13 protein-coding genes and 1 CRISPR repeat array are annotated in these 16453 nt (G+C 69.2%); of the genes, 5 read left to right on the top strand and 8 right to left on the bottom strand.

Going from position 1 to position 16453, the window contains the following annotated elements; genetic code table 11:
* Positions 1–154 precede the first annotated feature (154 nt).
* A complete protein-coding gene (locus AB0K00_RS21795) occupies positions 155–1105 on the top strand; it encodes a DNA methyltransferase (RefSeq protein WP_363523310.1) in 951 nt (316 codons plus the stop codon).
* A 71-nt stretch (positions 1106–1176) separates the two neighbouring features.
* Positions 1177–2361 (top strand): hypothetical protein, encoded by a 1185-nt coding sequence (locus AB0K00_RS21790; protein WP_363523309.1) that lies wholly within the window; start codon positions 1177–1179, stop codon positions 2359–2361.
* 728 nt (positions 2362–3089) lie between these two features.
* A CRISPR array of direct repeats spans positions 3090–3562; the repeat unit is 36 nt; unit sequence GTTCAGATGAACTGAAAGCCCGCAGGGCATAGAAAC.
* 731 nt (positions 3563–4293) lie between these two features.
* On the opposite strand, the gene cmr1 is transcribed toward AB0K00_RS21790, so the two are convergent.
* The 8 genes from cmr1 to AB0K00_RS21750 are packed head-to-tail and all read right to left on the bottom strand — an operon-like array spanning position 4294 to position 13133.
* Positions 4294–5676 carry a type III-B CRISPR module RAMP protein Cmr1 gene (gene cmr1, locus AB0K00_RS21785; RefSeq protein WP_363523308.1) on the bottom strand — a complete coding sequence of 461 codons (1383 nt, stop codon included), beginning with the start codon at positions 5674–5676 and terminating at the stop codon, positions 4294–4296.
* A gap of 4 nt (positions 5677–5680) precedes the next feature.
* On the bottom strand, positions 5681–7096 hold the full coding sequence (locus AB0K00_RS21780) for a hypothetical protein (RefSeq protein ID WP_363523306.1): 1416 nt from the start codon (positions 7094–7096) through the stop codon (positions 5681–5683).
* 1 nt (position 7097) lies between these two features.
* Positions 7098–8015 (bottom strand): hypothetical protein, encoded by a 918-nt coding sequence (locus tag AB0K00_RS21775; RefSeq protein WP_363523304.1) that lies wholly within the window; start codon positions 8013–8015, stop codon positions 7098–7100.
* A complete protein-coding gene (gene cmr6, locus AB0K00_RS21770; RefSeq protein WP_363523302.1) occupies positions 8012–8815 on the bottom strand; it encodes a type III-B CRISPR module RAMP protein Cmr6 in 804 nt (267 codons plus the stop codon). The genes AB0K00_RS21775 and cmr6 overlap by 4 nt, the downstream gene beginning before the upstream one ends.
* On the bottom strand, positions 8808–9305 hold the full coding sequence (locus AB0K00_RS21765; RefSeq protein ID WP_363523300.1) for a type III-B CRISPR module-associated protein Cmr5: 498 nt from the start codon (positions 9303–9305) through the stop codon (positions 8808–8810). The genes cmr6 and AB0K00_RS21765 overlap by 8 nt, the downstream gene beginning before the upstream one ends.
* Positions 9302–10192 carry a type III-B CRISPR module RAMP protein Cmr4 gene (cmr4, locus tag AB0K00_RS21760; protein ID WP_363523298.1) on the bottom strand — a complete coding sequence of 297 codons (891 nt, stop codon included), beginning with the start codon at positions 10190–10192 and terminating at the stop codon, positions 9302–9304. The genes AB0K00_RS21765 and cmr4 overlap by 4 nt, the downstream gene beginning before the upstream one ends.
* On the bottom strand, positions 10186–11301 hold the full coding sequence (locus tag AB0K00_RS21755; RefSeq protein ID WP_363523296.1) for a type III-B CRISPR module-associated Cmr3 family protein: 1116 nt from the start codon (positions 11299–11301) through the stop codon (positions 10186–10188). Before AB0K00_RS21755 ends, cmr4 begins: the two co-directional genes overlap by 7 nt.
* Positions 11298–13133, bottom strand: a complete 1836-nt coding sequence (locus AB0K00_RS21750; protein ID WP_363523294.1) for a type III-B CRISPR-associated protein Cas10/Cmr2 — start codon at positions 13131–13133, stop codon at positions 11298–11300. Before AB0K00_RS21750 ends, AB0K00_RS21755 begins: the two co-directional genes overlap by 4 nt.
* A gap of 512 nt (positions 13134–13645) precedes the next feature.
* On the opposite strand from AB0K00_RS21750, the gene cas6 reads away from it, so the two are divergent.
* The 3 genes from cas6 to cas2 are packed head-to-tail and all read left to right on the top strand — an operon-like array spanning position 13646 to position 16369.
* Positions 13646–14227 carry a CRISPR system precrRNA processing endoribonuclease RAMP protein Cas6 gene (cas6, locus tag AB0K00_RS21745; protein WP_363523292.1) on the top strand — a complete coding sequence of 194 codons (582 nt, stop codon included), beginning with the start codon at positions 13646–13648 and terminating at the stop codon, positions 14225–14227.
* The gene (cas1, locus tag AB0K00_RS21740; protein ID WP_363523290.1) at positions 14220–16073 is read left to right on the top strand and encodes a CRISPR-associated endonuclease Cas1; all 1854 of its coding nucleotides are present in this window, start codon (positions 14220–14222) and stop codon (positions 16071–16073) included. The genes cas6 and cas1 overlap by 8 nt, the downstream gene beginning before the upstream one ends.
* Complete coding sequence (gene cas2 / locus AB0K00_RS21735) at positions 16070–16369, top strand: CRISPR-associated endonuclease Cas2 (RefSeq protein WP_363523288.1); 300 nt, start codon at positions 16070–16072, stop codon at positions 16367–16369. Before cas1 ends, cas2 begins: the two co-directional genes overlap by 4 nt.
* Positions 16370–16453 lie beyond the last annotated feature (84 nt).

Raw genomic sequence — 16453 nt, 5'->3', positions numbered from 1 at the left:
TACAACGAACCAGCCGCCATATGACCAATCGTGATGCGGGGACTACGAACCGGAGCCGCATCCGGCGAGCCAGGGTCCCGCGTTCGGCGAAGATTCGCCACACCGGAGGCCTGGCGAGGGGAGGTACAGGGTGAGCGGCCCTAGAATGCCGGACATGACCGCTGAGCTAGTCGCCAACGCGCCCCAGCCGCCCCGCGACGTCGTCGCAGAGGTATGGCAGGGTGACGCCTACGACCTGCTCGCCAAACTGCCCAACGAGTCGGTCGACTTGATCATCACCTCGCCGCCCTACTGGGGGCTGAGGACCTACGGTCAAGACCACAACGAAGAGATCCTGGCGGAGTGGGTAGCTGAAGGCAACCACTCCTCGGATACGCCCAGTTACGACTGGTACCGCCTGCACGGCGGCCTCCTTGGTATGGAACCTCTGCCCGAATGGTTCGTGGACCATCTCGTCGAGGTATTCCAACGTGGGGCTTCCGCGCTTAAGCCCGGCGGCAGCATGTGGGTGAACATCGGCGACACCTACTTTGCCCGCTGGTCCAGCATCCGCATGGACGGCAGGCAAGGCATGGGCGGCAATCCTCGCATGCGCAGGAAAACTCCAATGGGCGGACACCGTCAGGAGAAGCAGCTTCTCATGGTGCCTGCACGCTTCGCGATCGCCATGCAGCAACACCGCTGGATCCTCCGAAACGACCTCATCTGGCACAAACCGAACGTGCCCCCACGCCCGGAGAAGGACCGTCTCCGCCTGGCGCACGAGCACTTCTTCCACTTCGTAAAGAGACCGAAGGAAGGGCGTGCCAGCTACTACTACGACGTCACTGCCGTGGAGGACGGCGCGCGCGACGTGGTGACGGTCAACGTCCGAGCGGGGTCAGACGGACACTCTGCAACGTTCCCACCTGAGCTGATCCGGCCCCGGATCATCAGTTCGTGCCCGCCGGGCGGCCTGGTCGTTGACCCGTTCTGCGGCACGGGGCGCGCCCTCAGCGTGGCCGTCGCATCGGGCCGGCGGGCGTTGGGCTTCGAGCTCACCGACGAGTTCTCCCAGGCTGCGAGGTCCAACACGAGTATGGTTCAGGGTCAACTCCTGGATTGAGGCGTGCCGAAGTCTGCAAGGTCGACGCCTTCACGACTTTCTTGTCAGAGGTGCCGGGCACACTGTAGGGCGTGACTGAGCCGAGCATCGAACAAGACCGCAGTGACGAGGCAGCGACGCCACGGAAGCTCAAGCCCTTCCGTGGCAACTATGTCGCTGAGTGGTTTGGGCACCGGCTGTTCCCCCGCGTTGCCAGCGGACCCGCCGTCCTGCGTACGCAGCAGGGGCGTACCTGCCCCTTCCTCTCGACGATGACTGGCATCGAGCGCGAGTGCACGAAGCCCGCGGATGCCTCCCGGGGCGTCTGCACGATCAACACCAACACCCCTGCTGGGCGACGGGACTGGCCGGTGTGCCCCCACCGAGTACTCGACCGCCCCCTGCTGGCAGACGCTGCCAAGCGGTTGTTCGGACACGATCCATCCGCGGACATCGCATTGGTTCCCGCGACAGCGATCGGCGACGCGCAGGAACGCCAGCAACTCCATGCGAACATCCTTTCCGGCACCCCAACAGTAGTATTCTTCCACGAAAAGTTCGGCGGCGAAATCGACCTGGGTCGAGGGGCGGATTCTCTCAGCTTCAGCTTCGACATCACGCTCGTCGAGCTGGTCACCGATGGCCCCGGGATCAAGTTCGGGCGCTACGGCATCGTCGAAATCCAGACTGCCGATTTTCATGGCAGCTATGGCCATGCCACATATGGCTTACTGGAGACTTTGAAGACGGAGGGCGTCGACTTTCATGCCGAAGTCGCGCGAGACCCGACGGTGGCAGGGAAGGGAATTGAGACACCCAATCTGTCCAACATCTTCAAGCGAACGTTCTATCAAATGATGTTCAAATTTCAGATCGGCCTCCACGGGCAATCCGCAGGATGTATTCTAATCCTTCCCAAGCCGGTCTGGGAATCGTGGCAGGCCCATCTTGGACGGCCGACGCTCGACGCCCGACCGGACGGTACCTGGCAACTGCGTGAGTCAGATCCCGAGGTCACGGAATCCGAATTCCCACCTGCCTGGATTTATGTCATCGAACTGGTTGACGCTCCCGACCCGCAGCCAAACAAAATAGCGCTGTGGAAGGTCATTGCCACTGATTCCAAGTCATTCTCCCACTATGCCCTCGATGTCGCCCCGAAGATGATGCTTTCCACCGGCGGTCCGGCCGACCGCATCATGCAGACCATCGAAGAACGGACCTCAAGGTACTGGCCCCTCGTCGAGCGCAGAGGGGGCCACGATTCCCTCTTCTGATCAACTTTTCACCGACGATCCGCGGTGCGCACAGCGCCCCGTCGGGGTCGCCGGGCACGGCAGGGGCGGCAACCCACCTCTTGGGGCCCACGCATGCCCGGTTGGTCGCTCACCGAGGGCGTAGCCGCTACCAGTGCTGCTGCTCCGCCTATTGGTGGTCCGGTGGTATATCAACTGAGCCAGCCGGGTGAGCGGCAGTTCGGGAACCTGTGCCGGGCCCTGGCTGTCCATGTTTCTCGGACCTGGGCCAGGACAGGGACGGATGATCATCCGGAGGCGGGGACTTCAGCGCGTGGTGTGATAAGGGTTCATATGTCAAGCACGACGAGTTACTGCAAGCGCAAGTCGACATGCATCGGCCTCACTGCCGCCATCACCACAGCCGAGGCCAACATGCCGGCCGCCCTGCGTCGCGCCGCCGCTCGAGACCTCGATGGACTCTCCGCCATCGCCAACACCGCCGTTCGAACGATGTCATCGGCGACCGGATCCCGGAGGAACGTGCCGGCGGTAGCCCTTTGACCAACGACGACGGTTTCCAAGATCGGTACATCGAACACCGGACACGCGTCGATCAAGGGCAGGTCCGTGCAACGACGCTCGCGCTGGTAGACACGGGTGCTGAGGAAGTATTGTGGTGCGGGACACGGTCTGAACCGAGCAGTGGATCACGGTCCGTGTAAACGACCTACAGAAGTGCTGGTCAGACGCCTCGCCACAACGGTAGAGTTCAGATGAACTGAAAGCCCGCAGGGCATAGAAACGGGTTGAAGTAGGTCACGCCAGCGGCCTCGAGGGCCGGGTTCAGATGAACTGAAAGCCCGCAGGGCATAGAAACACTAACATGTACCCATGCTCCACTTTAATGTATGTTCAGATGAACTGAAAGCCCGCAGGGCATAGAAACGTACAGCGCAAAGTCACTGTAGGCGTCTGCTGCATAGTAGTTCAGATGAACTGAAAGCCCGCAGGGCATAGAAACAGGGAGCTTCCGGGGTCAGCTACTGCTTCCGCGAGCCGTTCAGATGAACTGAAAGCCCGCAGGGCATAGAAACGGTCGTTGACGTCGAAGATCGTCTCCTGCTTGCCCTGTTCAGATGAACTGAAAGCCTGCAGGGCATAGAAACTTCAGCTGCGCCGCCGGGCTCAGCGTGAACTCGAACGCGTTAGGACGAACTGAAAGCCCGCTGGGCATAGAATGTGCGTCCCGGCCCGACGCCCGGGAAGACCACCTACTCCGCGACGGCCGCGCGGGCACGGTCCTTTCTCACCCATAAATGCGAGGGCATGGCCGGTCGCTTGAAAGATCTTCGCCGGCTATCCGTCGTGGCGTCCGCGGGCAGCCCGTGGCCGACGACGCCGTTCATGTTCGCCCACAATCCATTGGTCGCAGCCCGAGCGCTGCAGCAAGAAGCGGTATCGTCGCCGCCGGCCACGAGGGCGGCCTCTGTCTGGGCAGATCCACGTATGGACACCGTGGCTCGCAAATGGGTCAGCTACACCATCGTCGCCGTTTCTATGCCCTGCGGGCTCTCGCTGCGCGTGAACAACCGGCAAGGATATCCACATCCAGTGGTGGCCTGGGTTTCTATGCCCTGCGGGCTTTCGCTGCGAGTGAACCCTATCGTTCTGGCCGGCCTGCTGACCAGGGCGTCTGCAGGTCGTTTGCATAGACCGTGATCAAGTTGCCAGATCCGAACATGCGCTCCGTCACATTATTTCCTCAACACTCGCGTTGACCAGGAGAAATGTCGTTACACGGACCTGCCCATGATCAGCGTCCGCTTGGTGTCCGATGTACCGATCATGGATCGAACCCAAAATGCGCTGTTGTGGAGTCGGCTCGGAAGGGTGTTGAGCTGCCATGTTGCCGGCCCGATATCAGTTGGCGGTGATGCGATGTGACGGCGGCCGCAGGCCTCATACCGTTTGTCATGGACGGCCGATCCATCGAAACCAGGCGGCCAGGGTGTCGTCGACTGTGTCTTGGGTGGGGATGGGCACGCCCGTGGATGGGTGGCGGGTGTGCGTTCGCAGGTCCTCGCTGGTGGTGTCGCGGATGCGGAGGCTCGCGCCGGCTGGGAGCCATTCGGCGTAGAGGGCGAGGGAACGGATCTTCCACCGGTTTCCGCTGTGGTGGACCCGAAGCCAGAGGGGTGAGGCGCGGCGGAGCGCCGCAGTGGGGGGTGCCGGGCGGTGTGCTCGTGCCGCGGCCATTGCTGCAGGGTTCGGCGGCCCGGGGCGCGGCGCCATGGTTGCCTGGGCGTTGGGGTTTGATTGTGTTGGGGGTAGGGGCTCGATCACCGCTGAGCGGCGCTGGGCGGTCCCCCCGCCGGGTGCGGGATCGCTGTAGTTGATCGGTAGGCCGAGCGCGGCGTTGATCGGAATGGTGTGGCCGGGGCGGCCGGTGTTGAGGTAGGGCTTCGTGATCTCGCGGTAGTCGACGCTGTTGCGGGGTCCTTCGCCTGGTCGGGGGCGGTCGGTGTCGTCGTGGTCGTCGTCGCGGTCCGATGTGGTGGCGAGCCGGAAGGACCGCAGTGCCCAGCCGGTCTCGGCCAGGGCGGTGCCGGGGGTGTTCGCGTTGAGCTGGTCGTCGACGGTGCCGTACCAGTCCGGGGGGTCGCCGAGGTCGAAGTGGGGATAGCGGGGCCGTTGTGCGGGGTCCGGTCCGGGATCGGCGGTGATGGCGAGTGCGGTGAGTGCTTCACCGACGTCGTGGAGTACCTGGGGCAGGTCCTGGTCGTCGTCTCTGGTGATCCATTGTGGTGCGCGGTGCAGGGTGTGACTGTCGGGCAGGGTGATGGTGCCGAAGCCGCGGCGGGAGCGGGCGCCGATGCCGCCGAAGGTGCGTAGTGCCCACAGCGCGGCGAGGAACAGGGTCCATTGTTCATCGCCGGCGAGGTTCTTCACGCGTAGTGGTATGTCGGTGTCGGGTGCGAGGAACGGACGGAGGAGTTGTCTGGTTCGGGCGTCGTAGAGCCCTTGGCCGAGCAGGTAGCCGGTTGGTGCGGACGCTGTGGTGCCGGGGAGCCACGTGTGGGCGGCGCTCGGGGCCTGGTATGTGACGGCTTTGGCGGGTCGGAGCAGGATCGGTGAGGGCTGGCCGGTGTCGTTGGCGGCGCCGAGGACCGCGGTCTCGGCGCGGGCGAGGGTGCTGAGGTTGTCGCCGATGTGGGCGCCGGCCAGGGCGCGTAGCCAGTAGCGCAGCACACCGCGGATGCTGGAGACGGGGAACATCTGCGGGCCGGGGGTGGGTGGTTGGCCAACGAAAGCGGGGGTGACGAGGTGGAGGTGCAGCGGCGTCCAGCGCGGCATAAGGTCACCTTCCCTTTCGCCAGCCGAGGTGGGCCAGCGGGGCTGTGTACGGTTGGTCGTCCCACAGGATCTGGCTGAACACGCCGGCCGCGAAGCACCAGGCCGCGGCGAGCGCGAACACGGGGCCGGGCGGGAGGGTGGGGGCCGGGCAGCCGTGCGGTGACCACAGGCAGGTCATGTCGGCTCCGCCCTCGGACAGGGCCGGGGCGAGCCAGCGCAGCGCGATCGTGCTGATCAGCACCGCGTGGATCGCGCCGAGCCCGGCGACGGCCGTGACCCGGCGTAGCAGCGGCCAGCCGCGGGACACGCCGTGGTTGCCGGCCTCGATCGTGAGGTATCCGGTTGCGAGCGCGACCAGGATTCCGGCTGCGATCACGGCGGTGCGTGGTTGGCTGGCCTGCCACCAGTCCGGTTGCAACGCGAGCAGCGCGACGACGCCAAGCATTGCGCTGGCCGGTTGGCGCAGCAGCCAGGGCCAGGACGCGGCGCGTTCGCTGATCCCGGCGACGGTGACGGCGGTGTAGCCCACGCCTGCGGCCAGGGTGGCTATGGTGAGCATCCAGGCGGTGTCGTGTGGCCAGTGCCGTCCCAGACCGAGGCCCAGCAGCGTCAGCGCGGTGAGGAAGGCCAACGCTGCGGTTACCAGCGCGCCGCGGCCCAGTCCGCCGGTGAGCCGCCAGGCCAACTGCCAGGCGGCGCCGACCGCGAAGCGGGGCAGCAGGTGCAGCCGGACGGTGTGACGCCAGACCGCTTTGTCGACCGGGTCGCCGACGGCCGGGGCGCGTGGGGCGTTCAGCGCCGGCACGTTGATCGGGTGGGAGAGCAGCCGCCGGATGTCGTTCTCCGGGGTGATGTCGGCGAGTAGGAGGGAGTGGTCCTCGACCGTGTCGAGGACCGTCAGCCAGTCCTCGCGGGCCTGGCGGGCCCGGGTGACGAGTGTTGCCCGTGAGCCGTCAAGTGCGATGAGGTCCTCGGCGGTCAGGCCGCTGTCGCCGGGTCCGGCGTGGAACGGCCAGGTGTAGAGCAGCCAGCGGGTGCGGGCGAGGTAACCGGCTGCGGCCTGCTGTCCGCGGGGTTCGACGGTGCTCAGCCGGCCGGTGGCCGCGAGCCGCCACCACGCCTCATACAGGCACACCGTGACCGCCCAGGTGGACTCCACCCGGATCTGGGGCACGACGTCGCGGAGCACGGTGTCGGGGTGGTAGGCGAACAGCAGGAACAGGTCCCGGCCGGCCGGTTGCGGTTCGGTGAGGTGACGTTCCAGTGCACCGACCCGCTCGCCGGCGCGGCCGGCGGCGATGTCGCGGAACACGGTGGAGGTCAGCAGTTCGTCGGCGGCCCGGGCGTCGGCGGGTTCCCGTGCGGTGGCGTTGTTGAGGGTGACGGCGTCGACGGCGAGTGTCTGCCAGGCGTCGGGCATGTCAGCCGCCTTCGTCGCTGCGGTCCGGGGTGGTGGTGCCGAGCACGGCCAGGTAGCCGGCGCCGAAGCCGTTCAGGGTCGGTCTGCCGGCCACGTGGGTCCACGCCGCCTCGCGCAGGGTGAAGTCGTCCCAGCTCGGCGGCTCCCGACCGGCCGCGACGTTGGACAGTTCCTCGCCGAGTCGCTGGAGGTAGCGGGCGCTGAATCTGCGGAGCCCGATCTGCACGGTTCGGGCCTGGTCCGGGTTGTCGGTGTCGTCGTGGAGGTACCACGCGGTGACCGTGGTGCCGCCGGCCGAGTGCAGCAGTTCGGTCATCGACAGCAGGTGCAGGAGGCTGGCCTTGAACCCGCCGGTCAGGTGGACCTCGAGTTCCTCGCCGGTCGCGGCGGTGCCGGCGGCGCGTAGGGCCGCGCCGAGTCCGGCGGCACCCTGGATCAGGCCGTCACGGGTGTCCGGGGCGAGGCCGGCGACGCGCACGACGGTGACGGTGCACGGCGGGAACGCGGGCAGGGCCTCGTCCGTGGCGGCGTACCGCAGCCGGGACAGGTCACCGCCGGCCAGCCGGGAGGCGACCAGTAGCGCGGCGGCCAGTCCTCGGGAGGTGTCGGAGGCCAGCACCGCCACCCGGTGCCCCGCGCTCAGCAGCCGGGCCAGGTCGATCGTGCCGCGTCGGGCCAGGGTGGATGTCTCGGCGGACACCTCGGGTCGCCAGTCGGCGAGGTCGGCGTCGTCCAGCGCTGTCGCCAGTTCCGCCCGCCAGTGTGGTGCCACCTCGGTGGCCGTCAGCGTCCGGTGATGGACCCGGCCGGCCAAGGCCACCACGTCGGCGACGACGGCGGTCGCGTCTGCGGTGCCGGCGCGGCCGCGTGCGAGTCCGTCCAGGATCGACACGCCGCAGGGCAGCACGTACACGGTCATGTCGTCTCCTCGGCGTCCAGGTAGCCGTAGCCGGCGGCGGTCTTCGCGCCGACCCCGAGGTCGTCGACCGCGGCCGTCAGCAGTTCCTGGGCCTTGTCCACGGCGTCTGCGGGACCGATCAGGGTGGCGAGGAAGGTCGCGGCGGTCACCGCCAGGTAGGACACCGGCACCGGGTTGTTGTACTCGGCGGGTGGCACGGTGCCGCTGCGGTCGGCGTAGTAGCCGCCGAAATGCGGGGTGAGCACGTGGACGGCGACCGCGCAGTCGGTGCCGTGCCAGACTGCGTCGAGGAATGTGACCGTGCCCGGTTCGTGGTCGGCGGCATCCGGTCTGGTACCGAAGATCTCCTGTCGTAGTGGGCGCGGCATCTGCTTCACGTCGCGCGCGTAGGCGTGTGTCACGCCTTTGAGGGTGCTGCCACGCAGGACCGGCCATCCGTAGGTGCCGTGCAACGCGAGCCCGACGTTGCGGATGCCCGCCTCTCCGGTGCCGGTCAGCAGCGCGGTCTGTGGTCGTAGCGCCAGGTGCCGGACCTGCAGCGCTGCCGGCTGCCGGTCGTGCTGCCCGGCGAGGGACCGGGCGGCGGCGTGCCGGCGCCGGTGTGCCGCGTCGGCGAGTGGTGCGGCGTGGCCGAGTCCGGTTCGGACGGCCCAGGCCAGCTGTGCGGACTCGTCCAGCCGCTGGTCGTCGCCGCGTACCGCGCACCGGTTGAGCACCAGCAGCGCGTTGGCGCCGGGCATGCCTTGCTGCAGCCCGGTGATGGTGACCGCCCGGCCGAGCGGTCCGAGTACCTCAGCCACCGGTCGGCCCTGTTGGAGCGGGTGCGGTGGGTTGTTCGGTCTGCGCCTGTTCGGTCTGTGCCTGTTCGGTGGCTTCGGCCAGTCGGCGCAGCCACCCGGCGTATGCCTCCAGCCTACGGTAGGCGCGGGCCAGATCGGCGGCGGGGAGCGCGGCCAACTGTCCGTAGATGTCGGTCGGTGGTTGCGCCCAGCCCAGTTCGACGGTGAGCTGCTCCACGAGCGCGTGCCGGACCTTGCGATAGGCCGAGGCGAGTTGCTGCGCTCCGGGATCCGACCCGGATGCCTGGGCGGATATCGGTGCGGATGTCGCCGGTCCGGCCTTGGCCCCGAAGAAGGCGAGCACGGCCGGCACGCCGCTGGCCCGCAGCAGCGCCGGCAGACCTTTGAGCCTGGTGAGGATCTCACCAGGGACCGGCTTGCCGCCGGCGATCGCGGCCAGCGCCCGTTCGGCGTCGGCGGCGGCGGTCAGGTCGAACCGCCGGGGGCTCACGGGGAGTCTCCCGGCCCGGTCAACCGGCACCACAGCAGTCCCTTGCCGATGCTCTCGTCGCCACCGACCCGCAGCACCCGCCCGGCCAGGAGACTGCTCAGGTCGTTCAGCGCCGTCCCGCCGTCCGGGGCTTCGATCAGGGCCGCCAGGATCGTTTCGGCCGGCAGATACTCGGAGTGGAACGGGCCGTGCCGGACCGCCTTGCGGTCCTCGTGCAGTTGGATCCGGGGGGTCAGTTCGGCGCATTCGCGGCTCAGCGCGGTGAGGACCCCATCGCCGACCACGATCAGGTCGCGGCGGACCTTGGCACGGAAGTAGTCGAAGTCGCCGCCGTCCGGCAATGCGGTCGCGGCGAGCCAGCGCGCCCATTGTGTTGCGGCGTCGTCGGTCTCGCAGGGCAGTACGTACGGCCCCAGGACGGTGCGGTCGCCGATCCAGCTGTCGCTGGCGGCCAGGGCCGTGTCGTCGGTGGCCGTAGGGCTCACCGACGGCGCGGCACCGGCGAGCTCGACGAGACCCGCGCGGCGACGCAGCCGCCCCAGCGCAAGCGGGCTCGTCGCCCAGGCGAACGTCTCTCGCAGGGTCGGCACCGGAAACGCGGCCAGCTGCGCGTCGCCGACGGACAGGGTGCCGGGCTTCACCTCGGCCGTGTCCGGGCCTGACGGGGGTGGGTCGCCGAAGAGTGCGACGATCCGCGGATCCGTCGGACCCCAGGTGCTGCGGGCGTGGGCCCGCAGCGCGCCTTTGAGGCTCTGCCCCCAGATCACCGGAAGCCCCGTTCCGGTCTCCCGCTGCATCGGCAGGTCCAGCCCACCCACACTGGTGTCCCCCCCGGCGTGCACCGGCGACTCCGCGTACAGGAACAACAGGGTCCGGATGACTACCACCTCCCGATCAACGCGAGCCCGAAGCCCGCTGTCGCCAATGCCCCGCCGTGCTGCGGGGTGAACGCACTGCCGTGCCAGGCCGCGGCGGCCAGCATCGCCGCCGCGACGTCCCTACCGAAGTCGAGGAAGTACACACTGCCCGCCGGCGCCGCCCACAACAGCCGGCGGGCGGTCAACGCGCCCGTGCGCCGGTCCGGGCGACCCAGGGCAATCTCCTGCGGCGCGCCGACAGCCGCGGCGACCAGCCGACCGCCGCGCAGGTCGGCGTCGGCGGGCCGCCACCCGCCGGTGAACAACGCCGGTGTCGCCAGGTACAGCAGGACTCGGCCGTCGCCGAAGTCCACCGGCGGGTCAGGCAGCGGCCCGCTGGCACCGGCCGAGGTCCAGTCGTGGACTTGCGCCCGGCGGCCCTCACCGCCCAGGAACACCATGTCTGCCGGCGCACGGTCCGGCGGGTCGACGCAGCCGACCGCGAACCCCGCGCCGTGGACCCGGCCACCGACGGCCGGCCGCAGATGCTCAGCGGAGTAGAGCATGCCGTCGCGGGCGGTACGGTCGTCGTTGCGGGCCAGCCCGACCCTGCGCTCGGTCACCCAGGGTGCCGCACCGGCCCGTGCCACGGCGTGGGGGTCGGTCAGGAACCGGCCGAGCGCGGCGCCGTCGACCCAGCCGCCGGTCTCGCCCACCGGCCCGGGCAGCAACGCGGCACCGTCGAGGTCGCTGGACACCCCGTCCCAGTCCCGGTCACCGGGCGGCGCGAGCCGATGCCAGACCTCGCCGTCACGGACCATCACCCGCGGCTGCGGGAACCGTGCCCGCCACCGGCCGGTGTCCAACCGCTGCACCACCACCGGGCCGTGCAACGCCGCGGGCACGCTACGACCGTGCTCGGCCCGGTCCGCCCCAGCGCCAGGCCGGGCACCGTACGCGGCGCCGACCGCACCCCCCACCGCGCCGGGATGCGGCAGGACCACCCGCGCCACCGAGTTGCTGCCGGCGTCGAACGCCCGACCGTCGCGGACCGCGACCGTGTCGACGGGCTCGAACACCAACCAGCGTCGAGGGGTCGACACCCTTTCGGCGGTGCCGGCCGGACCGGTCCCGGTCACCGGCCCTCCGCCGCGACGAACCGGGCGACCGCCGCCCACCGCGCCGCCGACGTCAGCACCGCCCCGCCGGCCCCGACCTGGTCCGTGTCGGCGAGCGCGAGCACCGCGTCCACCACACGGTCGACGTCGACGGCAGCCGCCGCGGTGGTGTGCCGGCGGACCAGCCGGCGAAGCTCACCGGCACGCCCGGCGCCGCTCAGCGAGGCGATCGCCTCACCGTCACGTTCCAGGTCCGCGACCAGCCGCCCCGACAACCCACCCCGCATCGCATCGACCAGCACCGTCAACGCTGCGGGCGCCCCGGTGCCGGCGGGCATGCTCGGCCCCACCTGCCACGGCCGGACCGCACGGACCCGCTCCCCGCCACGACGCCAGACCGCCACCCCGAAACCCGGACGACACACCGTCTTCGTCTCCTCTAACAGTTCACGGGCCGCGGCGAGGACCGACTGCAGCGGCGCGGACACGTGACAGAACACCACCGCGGTGCTCGCGGTCGCGTCCGCCACCACCCCGGGCCGCTCCACCGTGCCGGCCACCCCGTCGCGGAATGCTGCATTGAGCGACCCGGCCGCCGCGATCGCGGTCCTCGCCGGCACGAATCCCAGCGCGTCGTCACCACCGGCATACACCAACCGGCCCAACGGCTCCTCACCGTCCCCACCGGCATCCGGGCCCCGCTCCAGACAGGACCGCTGCGCATCGGCCGCCCGCACCAGCGCCGCGGACACAGCACCGTGCCAACCACGAAGATCGGCATGGCCACCGGTCTCATCCGCCAACCGCCGGCCCATCGAGTCGGCGTCCTGCACCACGACCGCAAGATACGACGCCGGGACACCCAGGCCCGCCAACTTCAGCAGCTCCGCCAACCGCGCCCCGCAGACACCGACCGCCGCGGCGAACCCGGACGAGTCAGCCGGCGTGAGGTCCTGCTCCGCCGTCAAAGCCCGCACCGACCAGGTCTCCGGCAGCAGACACGCACCCTCCACCTCGGCGACCCACGCCGCCTCCCCACCACCCGACGCGGGCAGCCCGGGGAGCCGACCCGAACCGAACCGCACACCCGCCGCACCAACCGTGTCCACCGCGGCGCGCAACTCCACCACCGCCGCCCGCACCGCACCGTCCGTACCCGCCAGACGGGCGAGGTCACGCCGGAATGGGCCGGTCGCCACCGACGCCGTCGACGGGAACCGCTCGCTGCGATCGGCCCGCTTCACCACCGCCGGAACCGAGAGCGCCTCACCACGCCGACGTCGCACACCCCGCGGCACCTGCTCCACCGCCGGCCACCGCCCGCTCAACGAACACAGCCGCCGCACCGACGGCGAATCGTACGCGGCGAACGTCCGGGTGCGTTTCCGCGCGGCCAGGGCTTCCGCGGCGCGTCGCCACTGCTCCCGATAACCACCCGGCCGCGCCGCGACGACAACCCACTGCACATCCGGACAACCCACCACGTCCGGCAGGTCAACCCTCATGCCCTGCCAGAGTGCCGCGACCCGGTCCGCCCACCACCGGGACACCCGCTCGGCCATCCGGCGGGCGAGCTCGCGCCCCTGACCGGACGCCGTCAACACCACCACCCGATTCGGCAGCCCGGTGCCCCCGACAGCGTCGATCCCGTCGCGGCCAGCCGCCGGCAGTACCACCTCCGCAGGCGCCGACACCTCCAAAAGCATCGCGCCGGTCAACTCCGAAACGATCCTGCTGGCCGTGGCGACATCGGCCGTGGAACGCGCCTCACCAACAAACCGCTGCACCCCCGGGATCGTCACCACCACAAGGTCCCGGTCGACGGTTTCCACACCCGGGACAGCCACAGTCATCGTTCCTACCGGGACGCCCGAACATGCACAAGAGGGCCTTTCGGATGGCCTGATTCCGGCGAATCCTCTGATAGGTCAAGGTCACTTCACGAAACAACACGCCGACCACTCCAAACGAGCGACTCACCATTGTGTACGAATGCATGGGAAGTCACCGGAACGCGATCGCCGTTCCGGTGGCGGTCCTCGCCACGACGGCTAGCCGGGCATCGGACCAACGGAGGTTCCATATCGCGGACCACCGCTGCAATGATCGACGTCATTCAACGTCTTGATCGAGGTGTCCATGGACCGCTCCACCGGTACGAGGCACTGACGTGCCCGCCGAACGGGTCCTGACCCTCACCGCCACCAAGTCCGGCCGGCAAGCTACGGTCCCCGCCTGGAATCAGGTGCATCGGCTTGCGTGTGCGTTGGCCGGTGAACGCGCAGGTGAGCACGTCAGCACCACCCCCAAGAGGTGGAGCGTCGCGCTGCACGAGGTCGACGGCGGGCTACGGATCGGGCTCCGAATGCTGGACGATGCCCGTCTGCTGCCGGCTCCGCCGGCCGACGTCAAGCTCGGCGACCACCGGTACCAGGTGGTCGGCATCGAGGACCGGAGCGTCACGTTCGGGGAACTCCTGCAAGGCGGCGCCGCCACCGCGGTGCGGATGGAGCACCGGTCACCGGCCACGCTCAGCGTCCCCACCGCACAGTACCCCGACGGCACGCGTGGACCGAAGCGGTACCTGCCGCTACCCGAGCCGGTCATCATCTACCGCGGCCTGGCCCGTCGCTGGAACACCCATGCCCCCGCGGCCCTGCGTCTGCCCGATACGGTGCTGACCGAGATCAGCGCCCGGGTCGCGCTCGCCGAGCACGACATCCGCACCGTCGTCGCCGACCTCGGCGACGGCAAGCGGCCCGGGTTCGTGGGCCGGGCCACGTACGTGCTCGCCGGCGCCGACCGTGACGACCATGCCCGGACGGCGTTCACGGCGTTGAGTGGCTTCGCCGGGCTGTGCGGCGTCGGCAGCCAGACCAGCCACGGCCTGGGCGCGGTCACTGTCACCCTCACCCGCACCACGGCAGCGAGGCAAGCGGATGGGTGAATTGCTCGCCGCGGTCGCCCGTCACCGGAACCTTCTGGACGCCTGGCAGGAGGTCGCCGACACCGACGATCCGAGCCCAGCGGTCCACGCCTTCGAGAAGGGCGTCCTGGACCGGCTCGCCGACCTCGCCGACCAGGTCCGTGCCGGCACCTGGCGACCCGGCCCGGTCCACCTGGTCGACATTCCCAAGACCAGCGGCGGCGTCCGGCAGCTCCGCATCGGCACCGTCGCGGACCGGATCGTCGAACGTGCCGTCCTCAACATCCTCGACCCGGTCATCGACCCGCTGCTGCAACCCTGCGCCCATGCCTACCGCCGCGGCCTCGGCGCCCGCACTGCCGTCGACGCACTGACCACCGCCCGCGACGCCGGCCAGCACTGGGTCGCCCGCGGCGACATCACCGACTGTTTCGACACCATCCCCCGTTGGCCGCTACTACAACAACTGCGTCGCTGCGTCCCCGACCCGGAGTTGTGCGAGGTCACCCGGCTGCTGATCTGCCGGCCCGTCGCCGGGCAACGCGGCGACCCACCAGGCCACGGCCTCCATCAAGGCTCCGCACTCTCACCGCTGCTGTGCAACCTGTACCTCGACACGTTCGACCGCGCGATGCTCATCCGAGGCTGGACACCCGTCCGTTACGCCGATGACCTCGCCATCCCCGCGGCTACCCGCCTCGACGCGGCCGCCGCCCTCGAAGCCGCCGCCGGCATCCTCACCGACCTGCAACTACAGCTCAACCCCGCCAAGACCAGCGTCGCATCATTCGACACCGGCGTCGCGTTCGTCGGCCATACGGTGACCGCCGGTACCCGCACCCCCACCGACCGGTTCGAGCACCCCCTCGAAGCCACCGTCTACGTCACCACCGAGGACGCCCTGATCCGCCGCCGCGGCGAACGTCTCCAAGTCGACAAGGGCGGGGAGAAACTCCTCGGCGTCGGCCTGCATCGTGTCCGGCAGATCGTCTGCGTCGGCCGGGTCGGGATGACTAGCGGCATGATCGAAGCGGCGAGCCGCCGCGCGATCGACGTAACCTGGCTCCACGACGACGGCGCCTTCTGCAGCCGCCTGCACCACACCTACGACGGTGACGTCACCCTCCGCCGCGCCCAGTACCGCCACACCGCCGAACCCGGCGCCACACTCCGTCTCGCCCGCGACATCGTCACCGGAAAGATCAACAACATGCAGGCGCACCTGCGGCGCGCCGCGGCCCGCGGCCGAGCCGACCTTGCCGGGATCGCCGACCGGCTCGGCGAGGCACGCACCGAACTGCCACAGATGCAGACCCTCGACCAACTCCGCGGCAGCGAAGGCCGGACCACCCGCGACTACTTCACCGGACTCGCCGCGATCCTCGGCGACAACTGGCCGTTCCCCGCCAGACAGCGCCGACCTCCACCCGACCCGGTCAACGCCATGCTCTCCTTCGGATACACCCTGCTCGTCAACGAAGCCATCGCCGCCTGCGAACTCGCCGGCCTCGACCCCTACGCCGGCGCCCTGCACGCCGACCGCGCCGGCCGGCCCAGCCTGGCCCTCGACCTGATGGAGGAATGCCGCCCGATGATCGTCGACACCATGATCGTGCGACTCACCGCCACCGGTCAGATCACCCCCGCCGACTTCGTCACCGACGAGACCGCCGGCACCTGCAGGCTCACCTACGAAGGCCGACGAACCTTCATCACCGGCTACGAACGACGGATGCTCACCCTGTTCCGGCACATCACCGCCGCCCGGACAGTCTCCTACCGGGTCGGCCTGCACCTGCAAGCCCGAACCATCGCCAAGGTCTTCCTCGGTACCGAAGACCACTACCAGCCGATGACCTGGCGATGACCACACCCCGAGGTCGGCAGGTCTGCGTCGTCGTCTACGACATCGCCGACGACGACCGCCGCGACGACCTCTACCGTCTCCTTTCCGGCATCGGCACCCACGTTCAACTCAGCGTCTTCGAAGTCGAACTCGCCACCACGACCGACGTCACCGCCCTCCGCGACCAGGTCGCCGGACTCATCGACCAGATGGACGACCAGGTCCGCATCTACGCCCTCCCCGGCAGCATGGCCGACCAGGCACTGATCATCGGCAACCGCACCCTGGCAGAACGCGCAGACTTCTGGCTCGTCTAACCCACCACCGACCCAACCTCATGATCGGTACAGCAGACACCGAAACCACCCCGGCGAGGTCCGTGCAACCCGTTTGCCCAGCTA

The sequence above is a fragment of the Dactylosporangium sp. NPDC049525 genome (assembly GCF_040676755.1).
Taxonomy (GTDB): Bacteria; Actinomycetota; Actinomycetes; order Mycobacteriales; family Micromonosporaceae; genus Dactylosporangium.
Note: the sequence above shows the minus strand (reverse complement) of the source record. Positions and strands in the feature narration are given on the sequence as shown.

Bases quoted from the DNA above. Each gene is read 5' to 3' on its own strand.
- cas2 (WP_363523288.1), top strand. From the start codon at position 16,070: ATGACCACACCCCGAGGTCGGCAGGTCTGCGTCGTCGTCTACGACATC.
- AB0K00_RS21780 (WP_363523306.1), bottom strand. From the start codon at position 7,096: ATGCCCGACGCCTGGCAGACACTCGCCGTCGACGCCGTCACCCTCAAC.
- cas6 (WP_363523292.1), top strand. From the start codon at position 13,646: ATGCTGGACGATGCCCGTCTGCTGCCGGCTCCGCCGGCCGACGTCAAG.
- AB0K00_RS21750 (WP_363523294.1), bottom strand. From the start codon at position 13,133: ATGACTGTGGCTGTCCCGGGTGTGGAAACCGTCGACCGGGACCTTGTG.
- AB0K00_RS21795 (WP_363523310.1), top strand. From the start codon at position 155: ATGACCGCTGAGCTAGTCGCCAACGCGCCCCAGCCGCCCCGCGACGTC.
- AB0K00_RS21775 (WP_363523304.1), bottom strand. From the start codon at position 8,015: ATGACCGTGTACGTGCTGCCCTGCGGCGTGTCGATCCTGGACGGACTC.
- cmr1 (WP_363523308.1), bottom strand. From the start codon at position 5,676: ATGCCGCGCTGGACGCCGCTGCACCTCCACCTCGTCACCCCCGCTTTC.
- cas1 (WP_363523290.1), top strand. From the start codon at position 14,220: ATGGGTGAATTGCTCGCCGCGGTCGCCCGTCACCGGAACCTTCTGGAC.